Origin of the sequence: Frigidibacter sp. ROC022, assembly GCF_024723735.1 — a bacterium.
Taxonomy (GTDB): domain Bacteria; phylum Pseudomonadota; class Alphaproteobacteria; order Rhodobacterales; family Rhodobacteraceae; genus SLM-1.
On the sequence record NZ_JANQDU010000001.1, the window covers coordinates 112,542 to 134,124 of the forward strand.

The following is a 21,583-nucleotide window of genomic DNA, read 5'->3' on the forward strand; positions in this document are numbered from 1 at the left end:
GCGGCTGCGGCGCGGAGCCTTGGCCGTTTACCTGACCGGAACGGGCGGCAAGGGCGCGCCGGCAACGTCGCCGGCGATATTCGCCGCGAGTTGCACATCGACGAGTTCCTGGGTCCACTGCCAGGACGCGATTTCGTCATCGTCGACAGCCGCGATCCAGGCATCTCGCGCGTCATCGCTCACGACCACCGGCGGAAAATAGGTGGTCCGCGGGATTTCCGCGCCATTGTAGATCTTGATCGCGGTGAACATCGCGGCAACCCCTTGACCGGGGTCAGACATCACTGCGACCGACCCGGGTGCGCCGTTGCCTTCGCCCCAGAAGGTCAGCGCCCGGCCACTCGGAGCAAATGCGACGACAGGGACATCGCGACCAGCGGTCTGGAATGCCTGGACGACCCCAAGCCCCTCGCCGCAACCGATCACACCGTCCACCTCCGGAAGGCTCGCAAGGATGCCAAGGATGGCCTCTTGTGCGCGGGCGCTGTCACAGAAGGTGAAGATCTCGCTCACGACGTTGACGTCCGGGTACTCCGCCAGGATTTCCGTTTGCACGTCATACATTTCGATCTCGGGCGGCGAGCCCTGCACGCCGCGCGCCAGAATGACGTTTCCTTCACCGCCAATCGCGTCGATCACAGCCTGGGTCGAGAGCCGCGCCCAGTCGCCGAAGCTGTTGGTGACGATGTGCACGCATTCGACGTCGGTCGAACTGTCGAACACGACCACGATGATGCCAAGGTCGCAAGCCTGCTGAAGTGTCGGGTTGAGCGCCGTGGGCGAAGCCGGGTTGACCAGCAGAATATCGGGCTGATCGAGAAGAAGTGCCCGAAGCTGTGCGATCTGCTCGGTGGCCGAGTTCTCGCCCGGGGCATTCAGGATTTGGAACGAGGATATCTGCCCTTGTTCCTGCGCCAGCTTGGCTGCCTCTTCAAAGGCCGTGATCATGGATCGGCGCCAGGCATTCCCCAGGAAGGCGTTGCTCAGCGCGACGGATGGCGCCTCCTGTGCATGAACCGGCGGCGCCAGCAATGCAGCGGTCACAAGTGCCGCACTGAGGGCGGTCGACGAGACGAATTTGTTCATTTCTTTCCTCCCTAACGACCAATTTGAAGATGCCGTCATCGGCAAGTTGGTCATCACCTTGTTATACCAGTTGCATTCTCAAGCAAGAAAAAATATTCTTGGCAAGACAACAGGTCCGATGAGCAGGAAGGCTTGGAGCAATGAATCTTTCAGCAAGCGAAGCCTGCTTTGAAACGCTAAGCCCCAGATTCCAGGCACTTTTTGCGCCGCATATCCATGTAGAGAGGCTCTGGACCGGCGCGCGTTGGTGCGAGGGCCCGGCGTGGTTTGCCGCCGGCCGTTATCTCGTGTGGAGCGACATTCCCAACAACCGAATGATGCGTTGGGACGAGACCGACGGTTCGGTTTCCGTGTTCAGATCGCCGTCCAACAATGCCAATGGCAACACGGTGGATCGGCAGGGGCGCCTGATCACCTGCGAGCAGGGGACCCGCCGCGTGACCCGCACGGAACATGACGGTTCGATCTCGGTCCTGGCGGAAAGGTTCGAGGGGCGGCGACTGAACTCGCCCAACGATGTCGTCGTGCACTCCGATGGCTCGATCTGGTTTACCGACCCCACCTATGGAATCCTGACCGACTATGAGGGCGACAAGGCCGAGCCGGAGCTGGCCGGGTGTCACGTCTATCGCCTCAGCAATAGCGGCGACCTGACCCAGGTGACGGACGACTTCGTCAAACCCAACGGGCTGGCCTTTTCGCCCAGTGAGGACGCACTCTACATTTCCGACTCGGGCGCGACCCATGATCCCGAAGGACCGGCCCATATCCGGCGTTTCGAAGTGCAGGCCGACGGAACCTTGCGGGGCGGAGAGATCATTGCGGAGTGCCAGACCGGCATTTTCGACGGTTTCCGGCTCGATCAGGAAGGACGTATCTGGACCAGCGCCTTCGACGGAGTCCACTGCTATGAACCCAATGGTGACTTGATCGGCAAGATTCGGATTCCGGAGATTGTCGGCAATCTCACCTTCGGCGGGCCCAAGCGAAACCGGCTGTTCATCTGCGGCACGACCTCGCTCTATTCCGTATATGTCTTCACAAGGGGCGTGGCGATCGGATGACGAACGACGGCCCAGCGACAGACATCCGCCTGATTGAATCGGGTACGGCCGAGGTCCAGCCCGAGCCGCTGACGGTCAGGCGCGGACAGATGACCGCCAGCATATCCTCCGGAGCCCTACGTTCCCTGAGGTTCGGCGGAGTCGAGGTGCTGCGCCAGATCGACTTCCCTGTCCGCGACGTCAACTGGGCCACGCTTCCGCCGGAGAACGTGACGGAGTCGATTTCCGAAAGGGCAGAAGAGACGCTCTACTCGCGATCCTTCGACGTGTCCGATGGCGCGCTGAGTTGCACCGTGACCTACGCCCTGCGCGACGACGACACGCTTGTGGCACGTGGCGTTGCCAGGGCGAACCGCGACTTCGAGACCAATCGGACCGGTTTCACGCTGTTGCATCCCTTGGCGGGTGTGGCGGGTCGGCCGGTGTGGGTCAGCCATTCCGACGGCGCCGAGCGGCAACACACCATGCCCGCGCTGATCTCGCCCGGGCAACCCATGCTGGACATCGCGGGCATGCGGTTCCGGATCGACGGGGTCGATCTCGATATCCGCTTGTCCGGGGACGTGTTCGAGATGGAGGACCAGCGCAACTGGACCGACGCTTCCTTCAAGACCTATTCGCGCCCGCTTGCCATGCCGTTTCCGTACCGCCTGCGCGCCGGGGAGACCGAGGCTCAGGAGATTGTGCTGACCATGTCGGGTGAGCCAGCGGCCGCTGCTGTCGCCGGGCATCGCCCGCTCTCCATCGGGCCGGCAAAGGCCGAAAGGCTGCCGACATTGCTGCTTGCGGCGCAGCATGACTGGTTGCCAGAGGTCGAAAGGGCCATTCCAGCGCTGGCATCCATCGCCGGGGGCGGCATCCTCTATCGGCTGCATGCCGCGCAGGCCCCGTCGGAATTGCCGGTTCTGGGGCCTTGGCTCGCCCCGCTGCAGGCGCCTTTGAATCTGGAGATCGTTCTGGAGGATTCACAGCCGGCGCTGCCGCAACTGGAGACGGTGGCGGAGCAGTGCCGGAACGCGGGCCTTGATCCGACGCATGTCATTGCCTTGCCCGCCGCCTATCTGGACAGCTACCAGCCGACCGGAGAATGGCCGTCCGGTCTGTCATCCGAAGAATCCGTCGCGGCCGCCGCCACCGCGTTTCCCCGTGCGAAGATCGGCGCAGGCATGTTGACCAATTTCACCGAGTTCAATCGCTGCCGACCTGAAAAGAGCGGGTCCGACTACATCACTCACGGCAATAGCGCGACCGTCCATGCAGCAGACGACGACAGCGTTTCCCAGACCCTGGAGTCGCTGCCTGACATCTTCAGAACCGCGGCGGAAATCGGCGCGGGCCGTGCCTATCGCCTTGGGCTGACCTCTATCGGAATGCGGACAAACCCCTATGGCGGCGCCCTGTCGCCAAATCCAGAGCAAGTGCGGCGCACCATGACCGATTGGGACCCCCGTGCCCGCGCGCTCTTCGGAGCGGCGTGGTCCGTCGGAGTTCTGGCCCAGACGGACACGTTCGGGATCGAGGCCATGGCGCTGGCGGCTCCGTGCGGCCCGTTTGGCGTCCTGTCCGTTCCCTCTGCCGTCGAAAGGCCGTGGTATGCCGATATGCCCCAGGCCGTGGTCTATCCGCTCTACCACGTTCTGAGGTTCGCGGCGCCCGGCGGTGCGCGATGCGAGATTGAAGGCGTCCCGGCAGGACTGCATGCGGTGGCGTTCGAGGTCAACGGTGAGACCCGTCTGATGGTTGCCAACAATGGAGCCGCACCGGTGGCGCTTTCGTTGCCCGGGGGCGGACAGATCGCCAGCCTGGATTGCGCGACCTTCTCCACGGCAGTCTGCGATCCCGCCTGGCTTGATCGCGCCTTTTCGGAGATTGCGGAAACACAGGTCCCCATGGCTCCGAGGAGCGTGATCTTTGGGCGCTATAGAAAAGGGGCAACCGGATGACCACGCAGCACGACCCTGATCGGATCGAAGCGGACTACCTGTTCGAGACTGCGCAGGATCCGGAGCGCGCCGCCGAGATCATGGCGGGTGAACAATCGTCGGGCACCTTCCTGTCCGTGCCCGGCGAGACTGCGGAACTCAAGGAACGATCCGCCGCGCGCGTGGAGCGGCTGGAGGTTCTTGAGGAGGTGCAGGAGGCAACTCTTTCCGGTGCCACACCGCCACGGGACGGGGGCAGGATCGTCAGGGCGCGCGCCACATTGTCCTGGCCATTGAACAATATCGGCGTTTCGCTGCCCGCGCTGGTCACGACGATCTCTGGCAATCTCTTCGAGCTGAAGCCCTTTTCAGGGCTGCGGCTCTTGGATCTGCGTCTGCCCTCCGAATTCGCTGCCCGGTATCCGGGGCCGAAATTCGGGGTGGAAGGAACCCGCAGGCTGGCCGGGGTCGAGGGCCGGCCGCTGATCGGAACGATCATCAAACCGAGTATCGGTCTGTCGGCCCAGGACACGGGCACTCTGGTGGGCGAATTGGCCGCGGGTGGAATCGACTTCGTAAAGGACGACGAATTGCAGATGGACGGCCCGTCCTGTCCGTTCGAGGCGCGCGTGAAGGCCGTCATGGCTGCCGTCAATCGTGAGGCAGATCGAACAGGCAAGAAGACCATGGTTGCCTTCAATCTGACCGGTGAAGTCGACGAGATGCGACGCCGGCACGATTTCGTCGTCAGTCAGGGCGGCACCTGCGTGATGGTCAATCTTCTTGCCGTCGGACATGCAGGCGTGATCGAGCTTGCACGCCATTCCGAAGTGCCGATCCACGCCCACCGCTCTGGTTGGGGTGCGCTGACACGCGCGCCACTTCTGGGTTGGTCCTATCCAGCCTGGTCCAAGCTGTGGCGGCTTGCCGGCTGCGACCACATGCATGTCAACGGATTGCAGAACAAGTTCTCCGAAAGTGACGACAGCGTCGTCGCCTCTGCACGTTCGCTGGCGGAGCCGCTGTTCGAGTCGACGCCCATGCGCGCGGTGCCGGTCTTTTCCTCGGGGCAGACGATCCATCAGGCCGAGGGCACCTGGAAGGCCCTGCGGACACCGGACCTGATCTTTACCGCAGGTGGCGGCGTGATGGCGCATCCCGGTGGCCCGGGCGCGGGTGCCGCTGCCCTGCGCGATGCCTGGGACGCGGCCATGAAGGATGTTCCGCTGGAAACATATGCCGCCGACCGGCCCGCCTTGCGGGCGGCCCTGCAGGCCTATCCGGTGTCCCGATGAAGGACGGTCGGCCACTGGTCGCCTTCTATGGCGACGATTTCACGGGGTCCTCCGCCGTGATGGAGGTGCTGGAGTTCGCGGGCGTCCCGACAACCCTGTTCCTTGCGCCCCCGAGCGCGGCGGAGCTTGCAGCCCTTCGCGAACGTGGCCAGAGCGGAGCGGCGATCGGAATCGCCGGTCTCGCCCGGTCCCGTGATCCCGCCTGGATGGACGCGAACCTGCCCGAAGTCTTTCGCGCGCTGGATGGTCTCGGGGCCCATGTCACCCACTACAAGGTGTGCTCCACCTTCGATTCCTCACCGGAGGTCGGCTCCATCGGCCGAGCCATAGATATCGCGGCGCCAATTCTCGGCGGCAGGTGGCATCCCCTTGTCGTGGGTTGTCCGGAACTCCGGCGATACCAGGTCTTCGGGACGCTTTTTGCCGGAACCGACGACGGCGTGTATCGCCTCGATCGTTACCCGGTGATGCGGCGTCACCCCGTGACACCCATGGACGAAGCGGATCTGGGCCGACATCTTGCGCGACAAACCGATCGGGCGATCGGCTTGGTCGATCTTGCGCAGATGAAGGCCGGGCAGGCGAAAGGCGCACTCGACCGCAACCTAGAGGAAGGTGCCGAAATCATTGCGCTCGATGCAATGGACGACGAGACCATGCGCGAAGCGGGCCGCCTGATCTGGGAGGCGCGGCGCGGCAAGGTCTTTGCCGTCGGCTCCCAGGGGGTCGAATACGCCCTGGTTGCCTATTGGCGGGAAACCGGACTTCTCGGGCCGGCGAGCCCCGCGCCATTTCCAAAGCCTGCCAAGCAGATCTTTGCCGTGTCAGGCTCGTGTTCGGCGATCACCTCGGCACAGATCCGGCACGCCCAGTCCAATGGATTTGCGGTGCTGGATCTCGAGGCGTCTCTGGCCGTGGATCAGAAGGCCTGGAACGCTCATCTCGACATGGCCCATGCGCAGATCCTGTCCGAACTTTCCTCCGGACAGAGCGTCATCGCCGCCACGGCGCGCGGGCCGGACGATCCGGCCCTGGCGCGGGTGGCGGACGCGACAGAGGCCTCGGGACAGTCGAAGGCCGAGGTGAATGAGCGGATCAGCGTCGGCCTGGGACGATTGGCGCGCAACGTCGTGCAGGCCACCAAACTGACCAGGATCGTCGTGGCCGGCGGCGATACGTCTGGCCACGCGATGGTCCAGATGGGCGTGCGTTCGATTTCCGCCATCGCGCAAGTCACCGCCGGTGCCCCGCTTTGCCGTGTCCAGGCACCGGACGGGCCGCTGGATGGCCTGGAAGTCGTCCTGAAGGGCGGTCAGATGGGAGGAAGAGATCTGTTCTCTCTTGTCCGAGACGGCCGTCAGGCGGCGCAGAGCCTACCAGCGTAGACGGCACATTCCTCGGACTTCAGCGATGGGTCCGTGCCGGCTCTGCCAGTGGAACCTGGCTTGAGCCGGGCAGGGCGGGCACTTGGCGTCGCCGGATGACCAGATTCGGCCCTTTCGGGAAGCTCAAGACCAGCCCCGAAATCAGCCGCTTGTCCGTGATGATGTACATTCGGCTCGGCAAGAATGCCCACCTCATCTATCGCCGCGAAGTGCTCGACGTCCTCTGAAACACCCGCACCGGCCCTCGGGACGGTGTTCTTCGTCTGATCCCGGGCAGGGTTTGCGGCAGAAATGGACAGACCACTGCGCGAACCGAAATCGAGCGCACTGATCTCATTGGGTTTTCGCAGCGGGAAATGGAACAACCGCGAGGTGACTTTCTCACCCTCGCCAGTGTCTTCGTGCGGGCGACCACGGCGCGGGCCCGCCTAGCTGCGCCAGAACCTCGGCAGCAGCAGCACGATCATCGGCATCATCCCCAGCCGGCCCATCAGCATGGCGGTGATCAGCACCCATTTGTCGGAGGTCGGCACGTCGATCATCGTGCCGGTCCGGCTGACGATGGCGCCGAAGCCGTAGCCGATGTTGCCCAGCGAGGTCCAGACCGCGAAGATCGCCGACATCGTGTCGATGCCCGAGAAGCAGAGCATCACGCTCATGATGCCGAAGCACAGGACGAAGGCGGTGAAGAAGGCGATGGTCGGGTTCAGCACCTCGTCCTCGACCACCCGGCCTTCATATTTCAGCGCCTCGACACGCGACGGCGAATGCAGCTTGCGGACCTGGAGCCTGATCGCGGCCAGCAGGATCTGCCAGCGGAAGATCGAGATCGAGGCCGAGGTCGAGGACGTGCACCCGCCGATCATCCCGACCAGGAAGGCCACCGCCACCGCGAAGGCCCCCCATGAGGCGACATCCGCGGTGCCGAAGCCGGTGCCCGAGAAGATCGAGATCATGTTGAACAGCGATGTGCGCAGGATCGGCTCGAACCCGTCCTCGGTGGTGGCCAGGCGCCACAGCACGACGGCGCCCACGGCGGCGGCGGTCCAGGTCAGATAGGCCCGCACCTGGCGGTCGTGCAGCATCGGGCGGGGCACCCCCTGCAGCAGCTGCACGAACCGGATGAAGGGCAGGCTGGCCAGGAACATGAACAGCGCCCCGGCATATTCGATCAGCCCGTGATAGCGGCCGAAGGAATCGTCGGTGGTCGAGAACCCGCCGCAGGAGACGGTGGCGAATGTGTGCACCGCGGCGTCCAGCAGGCTCATCCCGAAGCTGAAATAGGTGACGAAGACCACCAGGCTCAGCAGCAGGTAGAACCGCAGCAGCGCCCCGGCGATGTCGCTGGCCCGCGGCAGGACCTTGCCCAGCGTGTCGAAGCCCTGGGTCTGGAAGAACATCATCCCGCCGACCCGCAGGAACGGCAGGAACACCATGGCGACGAAGGAGAACCCCAGCCCGCCCATCCAGTTCAGCAAGCCGCGCCAGAGGTTGGCGCCGGGGGTCAGGGTCTCGAGATGGTCGATCACCGTCGATCCGGTCGTGGTGATCCCCGAGACCGATTCGAAATAGGCGTCGGTGAAGGAGAGATAGGGATCGCCCTCGATCAGCGGCAGGGCGCCGAACAGCGGCACCAGTATCCAGACGGCGGCGGTCATCAGGAACGCCTGCCGGATCGACAGCGTCGGGGTCATCCCGTTGCGGCAGGCCAGCGCCATCATCGCGCCGGCGAAGACGGTGAACAGCGCGCTTTCGGTGAAGGCGTCCCAGTTGTCGTTCCCTGCCGCCAGTTCGGTCAGCGCCGGGATCAGCATCGCGGCCCCGGTGGCGATCAACAGAAGCCCGACGATGTAGAATGGCGGGCGGAGATCGAACATCGGCATTCCAGCGCGGCGGGCGGGGGCCCAGACTACCGGGAAAGCCATGGCATGGCCATCCTGTCGCCGCAAGCGCTGCACGGTTTGCGGTCAGTCTGGGCCCCGGGGCCGGCCATTCCTGCCGGTCGCAAAGCCTGCTGGAGACGATATGCCGAGACTGCGCAGCGTGATTCTGACCGTGATGCCCCCCAGGTGGCGGGCCGAGGCGCAACGGGAATCGCGCCAATGGATGGCCACCTGCCGGTCCTGCGGCCATGAACAGTCGATCTGGGACCATGGCGGGCTGCGCTGGAAGTCGGCCGGTCAGCCCGGCATGCTGCTGGTCTGCCCGGACTGCCGCGGCAAGCGAAACCACCGCATCTGGCGCGATCCGAGCGCCGCCTGAGACGGGCCGCAGCGAGATCAGCCGCCGGTCAGGGCCGCGACCAGGCTGCTGCCGGACTCCTCATAGGCCTCGATCACGTCGAAATGGTGCCGCGCCTCGGCGACCTGCAGCCGCGCCTGCGGCCAGGCCGCGACCAGAGCCCTGGCCTGCTCCAGGAAGGCCGGCCGCTCGGCGCTGCCGACCCGGACCGTGGTCGGAACCGGCGCCACCTCTGCCGCCAGGGCCGGGCTTTCCGCGCCGGCGGTTTCGGCAACCAGCCGCAGATCGACGTTCATCGAGGTCTCGATCAGCGGGCGCAGGTCCGAGAGCGGCGAGACCGGGACGCAGGCGCTCAGCCGGTCGCGCACCGGCAGCGGCACATCGGTGCAGAGCATCCGCGCCGCCAGATGGCCGCCCGCCGAATGGCCGGTGACCGATACCGGGCCGGCGACCAGCCCTGCGGCGGCGGTGACGGCCCGGGCGATCTCGGCGGTGATCTGCGGGATCGTCGCTTCGGGCGCCAGCGTGTAGGAGGGCAGCGCCACGGCCCGGCCCGCCCCGGTGCAGCCCCGCGCCAGATGCGAGAAATCCTCGCACCCGAAACCGACCCAGTAGCCGCCGTGAATCAGCACCACCAGCCCGGTGGGGTCCGCCTCGGGCAGGAACAGGTCGAAGGCGTTGCGCGGCTTCGGCCCGTAGCGCAGCCCCAGCCGGGCGCGGTCGCGGGACAGGGCCTCGGACCGGAAGGCGGCGGCGGCCCGGGCCCAGTGGTCGGGATAGGCGGCACCGCCCGGGATGAAATCGCTGTTGGCATAGGCTTCGTCGTTCTGTGGCACTTGGCGCCCCTCGCATCTGGTGACGGGCAGGCTATATCTGTGAGCGACGCGCCGCCATTGGGGGCGGCAGGAAATGATGAGGCCCGCCATGCCCGACCAGACCACCAATCTTGCAAGCCTGCTGAACGACCCCGGGCTTCTTGCCACCCGCGCCTATCTGGGCGGCGAGTGGTGCGATGCGGCCGACGGTTCGACCTTCCCGGTCACCAACCCGGCCCGCGGCGATGTCATCGCCGAGGTGGCGGACCTGAGCCGGGCCGAGGTCGCCCGGGCGATCGACCTGGCCCATGCGGCGCAGAAGGACTGGGCCGGCTGGACCGGCAAGGAACGCGCGGCGGTGCTGCGCAAATGGTTCGACCTGATGGTCGAACATGCCGATGACCTGGGCCGTATCCTGACCGCCGAACAGGGCAAACCCTTTGCCGAGGCGCGGGGCGAGATCCTCTATGGCGCTTCCTTCGTGGAGTGGTTTGCCGAAGAGGCCAAGCGGCTCTACGGCGAAACCGTGCCGGGCCACCAGCGCGACAAGCGGATCATGGTCATCAAGCAGCCGATCGGCGTCGCGGCCAGCATCACGCCCTGGAACTTCCCCAATGCGATGATCACCCGCAAGGCCGCACCGGCGCTGGCGGCGGGCTGCGCCTTCGTCTCGCGCCCGGCGGCCGAGACCCCGCTCTCGGCGCTGGCGCTCGGGGTGCTGGCGGACCGGGCCGGGATCCCGAAGGGCGTGCTGTCCTTCCTGCCGTCGAAACGCTCCAGCGAGATCGGCAAGGAGTTTTGCGAGAATCCCAAGGTGCGGAAGCTGACCTTCACCGGCTCGACCGAAGTGGGCCGCATCCTGCTGCGGCAGGCGGCCGATCAGGTGATGAAATGCTCGATGGAGCTGGGCGGCAATGCGCCGTTCATCGTCTTCGACGACGCCGATCTGGATGCCGCCGTCGAAGGCGCGATCATCTGCAAGTTCCGCAACAACGGCCAGACCTGCGTCTGCGCCAACCGGATCTACGTGCAGGCCGGGGTCTATGACGCCTTTGCCGAGAAGCTGGCGGCGGCACTGAAGAAGCAGAAGATCGGCGACGGGCTGGAGCAGGGGACCACGCTGGGACCGCTGATCAATGCCGACGCGGTCGCCAAGGTCGAGGAGCATCTGGCCGACGCCACCGCCAAGGGCGGCAAGGTGCTGACCGGCGGCAAGCGCAGCAATCTGGGCGGCACCTTCTTCGAGCCGACCATCGTCACCGGCGCCACCCGCGAGATGGCCTTTGCCGAGGAAGAGACCTTCGGTCCGCTGGCGCCGCTGTTCAGGTTCGAGACCGTCGACGAGGTGATCGAGCTGGCCAATGACACGATCTTCGGGCTGGCGTCCTATTTCTACGCCAAGGACCTGAGCCGGGTCTGGAAGGTCGCCGAGGCGCTGGAATACGGCATGGTCGGGGTCAACACCGGGCTGATCTCGACCGAGGTGGCGCCGTTCGGCGGGGTCAAGCAATCCGGGCTGGGGCGCGAGGGGTCGCGGCACGGAATCGACGAGTTCACCGAGATGAAATACGTCTGCCTGTCGGTGTGAATCGGGGCGTCCCCATGGGGACGCCTTGCAAGTCATTGAAAATACACGTGTATTCCAAAGAACCCCTCTAGGGCGCGCTGCGATAGGCCAGAAAGCCGTTGTCATGGGCCGGAGCAAAGTCCTCGGCGCAGCCTGCGGTGGCGGCGGTGAAGGTCAGGGTCCGGCCCGGCGCGGCGGCCCGGGTCTCGATGAAATGGCCGTAGCAGCTGGACGAGCACCAGAAGATCGCGCCGTCCACCGTGGCCGGGTGCGCGATCGAGCCATCGGGCCTTGCAAGCTGTTCGTCGCGCAGCGTGCCGCTCATGATCTGGCAACTGCCCTGCTGGCTGTAGGCGGTGACGGCCATCGGCACCGGAATGCCGACGATGTCGCGGCCATCGGCATCCTTGCGGGGGCTCCAGCCGTCGCGGCTGATACGCTGCTCGCGGCCCGAGAAGCAGTCGAGCACGGCCTGGTCGCCGTCATGTTCGACGTTGTAGAAATACCGCCCGGCGGCATCGGTGGCCCCCCGGCAGGCGTCGAGCTTGTCCTCGATGTCATGGTCCGGATCGAACCAGCCGAGCGCCAGGATCGGGAAGCCGTCGGCGGCATAGCCGATCGGTTGCAGCTGCTGTTCGACCGCCTCGGCGCCAAGTTCCTCGATCAGGCAGTTCGGCGCCCGGTGGTAATGATAGTCGTCGCCGCGCCCGGCATGGCCGCCGCAGCTGTCCAGCTCGCCGGCCTCGGCGGCGCTGACCGGGCGGCCCGAGGCCTGGACCGGGCCCTGGGTATCGGGGCTGAAGATCGGCACGCCGTTGACCGCGACGCCGATCGCGCCGGGGCGGGTCTCGCTGGGGTGGCTGGCCAGTTCCGGGTCGCGGGGCAGGGTGAAGTGATAGCTGTGCGGCCGCGGGAACTGCTGGTTATGCGCGGTCATCCCGGTCATCAACGTATGGCTGGCATCGGGCAGGCCGATGCTTTCGAAGCTGAAGCGGGCGGTCGTGCAGCCCAGCCCCTGCACCTCGTCGGTGAAACAGGCCGCGTCGCAGGCGCAATCGGCGATCTCTTCATCCAGCGTATGGGCCAGGGCCGGGGCGGCGCCGGACAGCGTCAGGCCGAGGGTCAGGCCAAGGCCATGGCAGAGGGGGGCGATGCGGGTCATTCTGGTTCCTTCCGTGCAGGACAATGCAGGCGCCGGGACGATATCGTGCCGTCGGCGACGGGAATTGAACGGCCGCGCGCCGGGGGTCCGTCGCTGCGGCCGCTTCAGCGCCGAAAGGGTTTCAGCCAGCCAAGCCCTTCCGAGGTGCGTTTCGCGGGCCGGTATTCGGCCGAGACCCAGCCCGTGTAGCCATCCGAATCGAGCCGGTCGAAGAAGGCCGGATAGTCGATCTCTCCCTTCACCGGCTCGTGCCGGCCGGGCGTGCCCGCGATCTGGACATGACGTGCCAGCCGGCCCCATCGGTCCCAGGCGGCGGGCACGTCCCCGGTGATGATCCGGGCATGATAGGCGTCGAACTGCAACCCCAGGTTGGGCGCGTCGATCTCGTCCAGCAGGTCGGCGGCCTGCCCGAAATCGTTCAGGAAGTAGCCGGGCATGTCGATCGGGTTCAGCGGCTCGATGGTCAGCGACTGCCGGGGCGCCTCGGCAGCGGCCCAGGCGAGGTTGTCGGCGAAGGTCGCGCGCGCCGCGGGCCCTTCTGCGACACCGGCCATGATGTGGATATGCTGCGGCTTCATCGCCCGGGCAAAGCGCAGGGCGCGGCGGAAATCCGAGCGGAACCGCTCTTCGCGTCCCGGCACTGCCGCGAAACCGCGCTCGCCCCCGGCCCAGTTCGGCGGCGGCGCGTTGATCAACACCAGCGGCAGACCCAGCCGGGTCAGCCGTTCGGTGATCTCCTTGACCGGATCGTCATAGGGAAACAGGATCTCGACGGCCTCGAACCCGTCCGCCCTGGCCTCGTCGAACCGTTCGAGGAAGGGAAACTCCGGGTAGAGCATCGTCAGGTTGGCGGCGAAACGGGGCATTCAGAACCTTTCGACCCAGGGGCGCAGCGACAGTTCCTCGGACCAGGCCGAACGGTCCTGGCGGATCAGCGACAGGTAGCTGCGGGCGATGGCGTCCGGGTCCAGGTTGGCGTCCGGCCCGGGTTCGTCCCGACCGGGCGCGCGGATCCGGCCGTCGATGTTGATCCAGGCGACATGGATGCCCTGCGGATGCAACTCGCGTGCCATGGATTGCGCCAGGCCGCGTTGGGCGAACTTTCCCATCGCGAAACCGGCCGAGCGGGCAAAGCCCTTCACCCCCGCCGAGGCGCCGGTGAACAGGATGGTGCCGCGACATCCGGAGACCGGCTCTTGCGCCAGCATCCGGCGGGCGGCGGCCTGCCCCATGAGGAAGGCCCCGAAGGCGGTGACGTCCATGGCCTGCCGGACGGCTTCCGGATCGACCTCGGTGATCGGGCCGCGGACCCGCGCCGAGGGGTTGTAGACGGCCACCGCCAGCCGGCCGGGAATCGCCGCCACGATCCCGGCCATCGCCGCGGCATCCTGCGCATCTGCGGCATGCAGCGTGGCGCCGGTCTCGGTCGCCAGCCCGGCCAGCTTGCCGGTATTGCGGGCGACCAGATGGATGGCATGGCCTTCGCCTGCCAGCAGCCGGGCCAGCGCCGCCGAGAGCCCCGCCCCCGCGCCGACGATCAGCGCCGCGCCGGGGCCGCTCACGGCAGCTCTTCCGAGGGGATGATCGGAAAGAACGCGCCGCCGGACCAGAGCCCGAACCAGTTCTGCCCGTCGTGTTTCTCGTGACTGCCCAGATCGACGAGCCGGTAGAAGCTCTTCCGGTCGATCAGGGCTTCGAGGTTGCTGCGGATCAGCACATAGGGCGAGGGTTCGCCGGTCTCGGGGTCGCGCTCGACCCGAATCGGATGTTCGGGCCCGGCGGTGGCCGTGTCGCCGACATTGGTGGTGAAGGTCAGCGACTGGTCGCACCCGTCGCCGCTGGCGCTGAAATCCACCGCCACGAAGGGCGCGTCATCGACGGTGATTCCCACCTTCTCGACCGGGGTGACGAGGAAATACGAGTCGCCTTCGCGCTTGAGGATGGTCGAAAACAGCCGCACCATCGGCGCCCGGCCGATCGGTGTGCCGAGGTAGTACCAGGTGCCGTCGCGGGCGATCCGCATGTCGATATCGCCGCAGAACTCCGGATTCCAAAGGTGCACAGGCGGCAGACCCTTCCCTTTCGCGGCCCGCGATGCCGAAGCCGCGAGGCTTTCGGCACTGGGAGTCACGATCTTTTGTGGCTGTATCGACTTTGCCATTTGTCCATGCCCGGTTTACCCCCGATAATGCCAAGATATACCGCAAAGAGGAGCCATGCCATGGCCGAGCCCGAAAACCTGGTTGCCGAGATCGAAGCACTGGGGGGCGTCCTGGCCGAAGCCAGGGCCTCGATCACCCGCCGCTTCATCGGGCAGGAGCAGGTCGTGGACCTCGTCCTGTCGACGCTTCTGTGCGGCGGCCACGGGCTGCTGATCGGTCTGCCGGGGCTGGGCAAGACCCGGCTGGTCGAGACGCTTTCGACCGTCATGGGGCTGGACGGCGCCCGGGTGCAGTTCACCCCCGACCTGATGCCGGCCGATATCCTCGGCTCGGAAGTGCTGGAAACCGCCGCCGACGGCAGCCGGGCGTTCCGCTTCGTCGAAGGGCCGGTGTTCTGCCAGCTTCTGATGGCGGACGAGATCAACCGGGCCTCGCCCCGGACCCAGTCGGCGCTGCTGCAGGCGATGCAGGAGCGTTCGGTGACCATCGCCGGGCAGCCGCATGACCTGCCGCGGCCGTTCCACGTGCTGGCGACCCAGAACCCGATCGAGCAGGAGGGCACCTATCCGCTGCCCGAGGCGCAGCTCGACCGGTTCCTGGTGCAGATCGACGTGCCCTATCCGGATCGCCAGACCGAGCGCGACATCCTGATGGCGACCACCGGGATTGCCGAGGAGGAAGCCCACGCGGTCTTTACCCCCGACAGCCTGATGGCGGCGCAGGAGCTGGTGCGGCGGATGCCGGTCGGCGAGGCGGTGATCGAGACCATCCTCGATCTGGTCCGCGCCTTCCGTCCCGAGGCCGAGGAAGCCGGCGAGACGGTCCGGGATGCCGTCGGCTGGGGCCCGGGTCCGCGCGCCGCGCAGGCGCTGATGATGACGGTGCGGGCGCGGGCGCTGCTTCAGGGCCGTCTGGCGCCCTCGACCGAGGATGTCGTGGCGCTGGCCCGCCCGGTGCTGACCCATCGGATGGCACTGACCTATGCGGCGCGTGCGCGGGGTGAGGCGCTTGGTCCGCTGATCGACCGGATCGCCGCCGAGGTCACCCGGACCGAGGCCGCGGCGTGAGCCCATCTGCCGACCTGCGTTCCGGCGCCGAGGCGCTGGCGGGCGGCTTGCCGCCGCTGCTGGCCGAGGCGCAGCAACTGGCCTCGACCGTCCTGCTCGGAGAGCACGGGCGGCGGCGGGCCGGGGTCGGCAGCGAGTTCTGGCAGTATCGCCCGGCCCATGGCGGCGACGAGGCGCGGCTGATCGACTGGCGGCGTTCGGCGCGGTCCGACACCCAGTTCGTGCGCGAGCGTGAATGGCAGGCTGCGCAATCGGTGATGATCTGGGCCGATGGCGGCCAGTCGATGCGGTTTGCCTCGGAAAAGGGCCTGCCGCAGAAGGCCGACCGTGCGGCACTGCTGGCCATGGCCTCGGCGGTTCTGCTGATCCGCGGTGGCGAGCGGGTCGGGCTGACCCGCCTGGGCACGCCGCCGCGTTCGGGAGAGCTGCAATTGCTGAGAATTGCCGAGTCGCTGTCGGGTGCCGGCGAGGCGGCGGAATATGCCGCCCCCAGCCTGCGCGGCCTGCCGGCCCACGCCCGCGCCCTGTTCCTTTCGGATTTTCTGGGCGACCCCGAAGCCCTGTCGCAAGCCCTGACCAAGGCGGCCGATCGCGGCGTGAAAGGCACCCTGCTGATGGTGCTCGACCCGCAGGAAGAGGCCTTTCCCTTTGACGGCCGGACGGTCTTTGAAAGCATGGGCCACACGATGCGCTACGAGACCCAGAAGGCCCGCGACCTGAAGGACCGTTACCTGGAGCGGCTGGCCGAACGCAAGGATCTGCTGGCACGCCTGGCGGCGCGGACCGGCTGGCAATTCTCGGTGCATCACACCGACAGCCCTGCGCAAGGCGCGCTGCTCTGGCTGCATGGCGCCATCGGAGGGCGGGTCTGATGTGGATGCTGGGTCCGATCGGTTTTACAGCGCCCTGGCTGCTTCTGGGGCTGATCGTGTTGCCGGTCCTCTGGCTGCTGCTGCGCGCGGTGCCGCCGGCGCCGGTGCGGCGGCTGTTCCCGGGGGTCGTGCTGCTGTTCGGCCTGAAGGACGAGGAGCACGAGGCCGACAAGACCCCTTGGTGGCTGCTCTTGTTGCGGATGCTGGCGGTGGCGGCGGTGATCGTCGGCTTTGCCGGGCCGGTGCTGAATCCGGACCGCACGCAGGAAGGGCAGGGGCCGCTGCTGATCCTTGCCGACGGGACCTGGGCCGATGCCGCCGACTGGCAGCGCCGGATCGAGCGGATCGGCGTGGCGCTGGACGAGGCGGCAAGGGCCGGGCGTCCGGCGGCGGTGGTCAGCCTGACCGACCTGCCCGAGGGGCCGCTGCCGTTTCAGGCCGCCGAGGCCTGGACGCAGCGCCTGCCGGGCCTGACGCCGCACCCCTGGGCGCCCTCGCCCGAGGCGCTGGCCGCCTGGATCAAGGGATGGGAGCCGGGAAGTTTCGACAGCCTCTGGCTGTCCGACGGGCTGGCGCACCCCGGGCGCGAGGACCTGCTGGCGGCGCTGGAAGCGCGCGGCACGGTGCGGGTCTTCGAAAGCCCGCGCCCGGTGGCGGTGCTGCTGCCGCCGCTGTTCAAGGATGGCGCCATCGCCCTGACCGCGCGCCGCAGCCGCACGGCGGGTGCCGCCGAGGTGACGGTATCGGCCCAGGGTCCCGGCCCGAACGGGGTCGAGGCCGAGCTGTCGCGCGTCACCTTCGGCTTCGAGGATGGCAAGTCCGAGGCCAGCATCGACCTGTCGCTGCCTCCGGAACTGCGCAACCGGATCACCCGGTTCGAGATCGTCGGGCTGCGCTCGGCCGGGGCCGTCAGCCTGACCGACGACACGCTGAAACGCCGCGAGGTGGCGCTGATCGCCGGCAGCGAGGACCGCGAGGGGCTGGAGCTGCTGTCGCCGACGCACTACCTCGAACAGGCCCTTGCCCCGACCGCCGATCTGATCCATGGCACGCTGGGCGATGTCATACTGGCCAATCCGGATGCGATCATCCTGGCCGATGTGGCGACGCTGGCCGAAGGCGAGGCCGGGCCGCTGCTGGACTGGGTCGAAAGGGGCGGGCTTCTGATCCGCTTTGCCGGGCCGCGGCTGGCCGCCAGCAGTGTCTCGCGCGAAACCGAGGATCCGCTGATGCCGGTGCGACTGCGGGTCGGGGGGCGCTCGGTCGGCGGTGCGATGAGCTGGGGCGAACCCAAGGCGCTGGCGCCGTTTCCCGAGAACAGCCCCTTTGCCGGGCTGCCGGTGCCCGAGGACGTGACCGTGACCTCGCAGGTCATGGCGCAGCCCGATCCGCAGCTGTCCTCGCGGGTGATCGCCGAGCTGGCCGACGGCACGCCGCTGGTGACCCGGAAAGAGGTCGGTCTGGGCCAGGTGGTGCTGTTCCATGTCACCGCCAATGCCGAATGGTCCACGCTGCCCCTGTCGGGGCTCTTCGTGCAGATGCTGGAACGGCTGGCGGTGTCGAGCCGGCCGCAACGGCCTTCGTCCGAGGAACTGGCGGGCACCACCTGGGTGCCCGAGGAGGTGATCGACGCTTTCGGGCGGATCAAGGACGCCGGGACGTTGCCGGGGATTCCGGGCGAGGAGCTGGCGGTCGCCGAGGCGGGCCCGGCGACGCCGCCCGGGCTCTATGCCGGAGAGGACCGGCGGCTTGCGCTGAACGTGGCCGGGGCCGGGATCGAGCTGACCCCGACGGCCTGGCCGGCGCGGATCGTGGTCGAGGGGCTGGCAGTGGCGCGGACCCTGCCGCTGAAGGGCTGGTTGCTGGCGCTGGCGCTGGCGCTGCTGGCGCTTGACGCGGTGGCCTCGCTGGCCCTGGGCGGCCGGCTGCGCGGCGCCCGCGGGTTGACGACGGCGCTGATGCTGGGCCTGCTGCTGCCGGGTCTGGCCGGTCCGGCGCGGGCCCAGGACGCGGCGGCGGACGCCTTTGCGATCGAGGCGACCTCGCGCGTGGTGCTTGCCCATGTCATCACCGGCGACAAGAAGCTGGACGATCTGGCCCAGGCCGGGCTGCTCGGGCTGAGCGAGACGTTGTTCGCCCGCACTTCGGTCGAGCCGGGCCTGCCGATCGGGGTCGATCTGGAGACCGACGAACTGTCCTTCTTCCCCTTCCTCTACTGGCCGATCTCGCCGGACCAGAAGACGCCCTCTTCCGAGGCCTATGCCAAGCTGAACCGCTATCTGCGGGCCGGCGGGATGATCCTGTTCGACACCCGCGACGGCGACGTGGCGGGTTTCGGCAGCAGCACCCCCGAGGGCCGCAAGCTGAAGGTCCTGGCCGCGCCGCTGGACATTCCGCCGCTGGAGCCGATCCCGGCCGACCACGTGCTGACCCGCACCTTCTACCTGCTGCAGGACTTTCCGGGCCGGTTCCAGAGCCGCGATGTCTGGGTCGAGGCGGCGCCGCCCGATGCCGAGCAGGTCGAGGGCATGCCGTTCCGCAACCTCAACGACGGGGTGACGCCGGTGGTGATCGGCGGCAATGACTGGGCCTCGGCCTGGGCGGTGGATTCGCGCGGCGCACCGCTGGTGCCGATCGGGCGCGGCTTCGCGGGCGAGCGGCAGCGCGAGATGGCCAAACGGTTCGGTGTCAACCTGATCATGCATGTGCTGACCGGCAACTATAAGTCCGATCAGGTCCATGTCCCGGCGCTGCTGGAAAGGCTGGGCCAATGAGCGCCGCGCAGGTGATCTTCGACCCGCTGCTGCCCTGGCCGCTGGTCTGGGCCGCGGCGGCGCTGATGGTGCTGGTGGTGGCGCTGGCGCTCTGGCGCGGCCTTTCCGGCTGGCCGTTTCGTGCCCTGGCCGCGGCGCTGCTGCTGCTGGCGCTGGCCAATCCCTCGTTCCAGAAAGAGGACCGCGAGGCGCTGAGCGACATCGTGATTCTGGTGGTTGACGACAGCGCCAGCCAGAAGATCTCGGACCGCCCGGCCCAGGTTGCGCGGGCCACGGCGCAGGTCGAGGCGGCGGTGGCGGCGCTGCCCAATACCGAGTTGCGGGTGGTGCATCTGGCCGATGCCGAGGATGACGAAGGCACGCTGCTGATGACCCGGCTGGCTGAGGCGATGGCCGAGGAGCCGCGGGCCCGGATCGCCGGGGCGATCCTGCTCTCGGACGGCCAGTTGCACGACATCGACCGCGCCCCCGATCTGCCGGCGCCGCTGCATCTGCTGCTGACCGGCCATGCCAGCGACTGGGACCGCCGCCTGGTGGTCAAGAACGCCCCCGCCTTCGCGATCCTGGGCGAGCCGGTGACGCTGACCCTCGCCATCGAGGATCAGGGCGCGGTGCCGCCCGCCGTCTCGGGCCGGGCACGGCTGTCGATCGCGGTCGACGGCGCGACGCCGCAGGTCTTCGAAGTGCCGGTGGGCGAGGACCTGGAACTGCCGCTGGTGCTGCCGCATGGCGGCATGAACGTGGTGCAGGCCCAGGTCGAGCTGACGGAGGGCGAGATCACCGACCGCAACAATGCCGCCGTGATCCAGATCAACGCGGTGCGCGACCGGCTGCGGGTGTTGCTGGTCTCGGGCGAGCCGCATGCCGGCGAACGCACCTGGCGCAACCTGCTGAAGTCCGACAGCTCTGTCGATCTGGTGCATTTCACCATCCTGCGGCCGCCGGAGAAGCAGGACGGGGTGCCGGTCACAGAGCTCTCGCTGATCGCCTTTCCGACCCGCGAACTGTTCCTCGACAAGATCGACGAATTCGACCTTATCATCTTCGACCGCTACCGGCTGCGCGGCATCCTGCCCTCGATCTATCTCGAGAACGTGCGGAACTACGTCGAGAAGGGCGGCGCGGTGCTTGTCGCGGCGGGGCCGGAATATGCCAGTGCCGAAAGCCTGTTCCGCTCGCCGCTGGGCGCCATCCTTCCCGCCGGGCCGACCGGCCTGGTGGTCGAGCGGCCGTTCCGCCCGAAGATCACCGATCTCGGCCAGCGCCATCCGGTGACCGAGGGGCTGGAGGCCTTTGCCCCGCGTCCCGCCGATGACGAGGGCCCCGGCTGGGGCCGCTGGTTCCGCCGGATCGAGGTCGAGCCCTATGGCGGCGAGACGGTGATGAGCGCCGAGGGCGAGCCGCTGTTGACCCTGGCCCGGGTCGGCGAGGGGCGGGTGGCGTTGCTGGCCTCGGATCAGGCCTGGCTCTGGACCCGGGGCTATGAAGGCGGCGGCCCGCAGCTGGAACTGCTGCGGCGGCTGGCGCATTGGATGATGAAGGAACCGGAACTGGAGGAAGAGGCGCTGACCGCCACGGCGAAGGGCCAGAACATGGTCATCACCCGCCGCACCCTCACCGAGGGCCCGCGCAGCGTTACCGTCACCGGCCCTGACGGCGCCGAGGTCGAGCTGCCGATGGTCGAGGTCTCGCCGGGCCGCTACGAGGCGCGCTACCTGGGGCCGGACATCGGGCTCTACCGGCTCAGGGATGACGATCAGGAGGCGGTGGTGGCGCTCGGCCCCTCGGCGCCGAAGGAGTTCGAGGAGACCATTGCCAGCGGCGACAAGCTGGCGCCGCTGATCGAAACCGTGCGTGGCGGCGTGGCGGCGCTGGAGGACGGGATGCCCTCGCTGCGCCGGGTCTCGGCCGGACGCCCGGCGGCGGGGCGCGGCTGGATCGGCATCACCCCGCGTGGGGCCTATCTGACCGCCGACGTGACGGTGACGCCGCTGATCCGGGCCTGGCTGCTGCTGCTGCTCTCGGGGCTTCTGATCGTCGGTGCCTGGCTCTACGAAGGCCGGCGCAGCGCCTGACCTGCCGGCTGTGCTGCTCCCATGCCGCAGCCGGGGGCCGTCTCCCCGGCCCGCGCCGCGGCGATCCCCCGGAATCGGTGCCGTCGGCGGCAGCCG

The 21,583-nt window shown here is 67.7% G+C and carries 18 protein-coding genes; 11 read left to right on the forward strand and 7 right to left on the reverse strand.

Annotation, left to right across the window (positions count from 1 at the left end):
- Positions 1-27: 27 nt before the first annotated feature.
- Positions 28-1,086, reverse strand: a complete 1,059-nt coding sequence (locus tag NUW50_RS00540) for an ABC transporter substrate-binding protein (protein WP_258287098.1) — start codon at positions 1,084-1,086, stop codon at positions 28-30.
- 140 nt (positions 1,087-1,226) lie between these two features.
- Here NUW50_RS00540 and NUW50_RS00545 point away from each other — a divergent pair, with 140 nt between their 5' ends.
- From NUW50_RS00545 to NUW50_RS00565, 5 genes are all read left to right on the forward strand, one after another.
- Positions 1,227-2,150, forward strand: a complete 924-nt coding sequence (locus NUW50_RS00545) for an SMP-30/gluconolactonase/LRE family protein (RefSeq protein WP_258287099.1) — start codon at positions 1,227-1,229, stop codon at positions 2,148-2,150.
- Positions 2,147-4,093: a hypothetical protein gene (locus NUW50_RS00550; protein ID WP_258287100.1), complete on the forward strand. Its 1,947-nt coding sequence runs from the start codon at positions 2,147-2,149 to the stop codon at positions 4,091-4,093. The genes NUW50_RS00545 and NUW50_RS00550 overlap by 4 nt, the downstream gene beginning before the upstream one ends.
- Complete coding sequence (locus NUW50_RS00555; protein ID WP_258287101.1) at positions 4,090-5,367, forward strand: ribulose-bisphosphate carboxylase large subunit family protein; 1,278 nt, start codon at positions 4,090-4,092, stop codon at positions 5,365-5,367. The genes NUW50_RS00550 and NUW50_RS00555 overlap by 4 nt, the downstream gene beginning before the upstream one ends.
- Positions 5,364-6,752 carry a four-carbon acid sugar kinase family protein gene (locus tag NUW50_RS00560; RefSeq protein ID WP_258287102.1) on the forward strand — a complete coding sequence of 463 codons (1,389 nt, stop codon included), beginning with the start codon at positions 5,364-5,366 and terminating at the stop codon, positions 6,750-6,752. The genes NUW50_RS00555 and NUW50_RS00560 overlap by 4 nt, the downstream gene beginning before the upstream one ends.
- Positions 6,753-6,847: 95 nt before the next feature.
- Positions 6,848-6,979: a hypothetical protein gene (locus NUW50_RS00565; protein WP_258287103.1), complete on the forward strand. Its 132-nt coding sequence runs from the start codon at positions 6,848-6,850 to the stop codon at positions 6,977-6,979.
- 201 nt (positions 6,980-7,180) lie between these two features.
- Here NUW50_RS00565 and NUW50_RS00570 read toward each other — a convergent pair whose 3' ends face one another.
- Positions 7,181-8,629 carry a TrkH family potassium uptake protein gene (locus NUW50_RS00570; protein WP_258287104.1) on the reverse strand — a complete coding sequence of 483 codons (1,449 nt, stop codon included), beginning with the start codon at positions 8,627-8,629 and terminating at the stop codon, positions 7,181-7,183.
- A gap of 148 nt (positions 8,630-8,777) precedes the next feature.
- Here NUW50_RS00570 and NUW50_RS00575 point away from each other — a divergent pair, with 148 nt between their 5' ends.
- Positions 8,778-9,014, forward strand: a complete 237-nt coding sequence (locus NUW50_RS00575) for a hypothetical protein (protein ID WP_258287105.1) — start codon at positions 8,778-8,780, stop codon at positions 9,012-9,014.
- A 17-nt stretch (positions 9,015-9,031) separates the two neighbouring features.
- On the opposite strand, the gene NUW50_RS00580 is transcribed toward NUW50_RS00575, so the two are convergent.
- The gene (locus NUW50_RS00580) at positions 9,032-9,829 is read right to left on the reverse strand and encodes an alpha/beta hydrolase (RefSeq protein WP_258287106.1); all 798 of its coding nucleotides are present in this window, start codon (positions 9,827-9,829) and stop codon (positions 9,032-9,034) included.
- An 88-nt stretch (positions 9,830-9,917) separates the two neighbouring features.
- On the opposite strand from NUW50_RS00580, the gene NUW50_RS00585 reads away from it, so the two are divergent.
- Positions 9,918-11,396: an NAD-dependent succinate-semialdehyde dehydrogenase gene (locus NUW50_RS00585; RefSeq protein ID WP_258287107.1), complete on the forward strand. Its 1,479-nt coding sequence runs from the start codon at positions 9,918-9,920 to the stop codon at positions 11,394-11,396.
- 67 nt (positions 11,397-11,463) lie between these two features.
- Here the strand turns inward: NUW50_RS00585 and NUW50_RS00590 are convergent, their stop codons facing one another.
- From NUW50_RS00590 to NUW50_RS00605, 4 genes are all read right to left on the reverse strand, one after another.
- Positions 11,464-12,537 carry a YHYH protein gene (locus tag NUW50_RS00590; RefSeq protein WP_258287108.1) on the reverse strand — a complete coding sequence of 358 codons (1,074 nt, stop codon included), beginning with the start codon at positions 12,535-12,537 and terminating at the stop codon, positions 11,464-11,466.
- 104 nt (positions 12,538-12,641) lie between these two features.
- Complete coding sequence (locus NUW50_RS00595; protein WP_258287109.1) at positions 12,642-13,403, reverse strand: hydroxypyruvate isomerase family protein; 762 nt, start codon at positions 13,401-13,403, stop codon at positions 12,642-12,644.
- A complete protein-coding gene (locus tag NUW50_RS00600; protein ID WP_258287110.1) occupies positions 13,404-14,099 on the reverse strand; it encodes an SDR family NAD(P)-dependent oxidoreductase in 696 nt (231 codons plus the stop codon).
- Positions 14,096-14,698 (reverse strand): DUF1285 domain-containing protein, encoded by a 603-nt coding sequence (locus tag NUW50_RS00605; protein WP_258287111.1) that lies wholly within the window; start codon positions 14,696-14,698, stop codon positions 14,096-14,098. The genes NUW50_RS00600 and NUW50_RS00605 overlap by 4 nt, the downstream gene beginning before the upstream one ends.
- A 60-nt stretch (positions 14,699-14,758) precedes the next feature.
- Here NUW50_RS00605 and NUW50_RS00610 point away from each other — a divergent pair, with 60 nt between their 5' ends.
- From NUW50_RS00610 to NUW50_RS00625, 4 genes are read left to right on the forward strand one after another with little or no spacing between them, the layout of a single operon-like run.
- Complete coding sequence (locus tag NUW50_RS00610; RefSeq protein WP_258287112.1) at positions 14,759-15,766, forward strand: AAA family ATPase; 1,008 nt, start codon at positions 14,759-14,761, stop codon at positions 15,764-15,766.
- On the forward strand, positions 15,763-16,638 hold the full coding sequence (locus tag NUW50_RS00615; RefSeq protein ID WP_258287113.1) for a DUF58 domain-containing protein: 876 nt from the start codon (positions 15,763-15,765) through the stop codon (positions 16,636-16,638). Before NUW50_RS00610 ends, NUW50_RS00615 begins: the two co-directional genes overlap by 4 nt.
- Entirely contained in the window at positions 16,638-19,412 is a 2,775-nt protein-coding gene (locus tag NUW50_RS00620) for a DUF4159 domain-containing protein (RefSeq protein WP_258287114.1), read from the forward strand. Before NUW50_RS00615 ends, NUW50_RS00620 begins: the two co-directional genes overlap by 1 nt.
- Positions 19,409-21,487, forward strand: a complete 2,079-nt coding sequence (locus tag NUW50_RS00625) for a hypothetical protein (RefSeq protein WP_258287115.1) — start codon at positions 19,409-19,411, stop codon at positions 21,485-21,487. The genes NUW50_RS00620 and NUW50_RS00625 overlap by 4 nt, the downstream gene beginning before the upstream one ends.
- Positions 21,488-21,583: the final 96 nt, after the last annotated feature.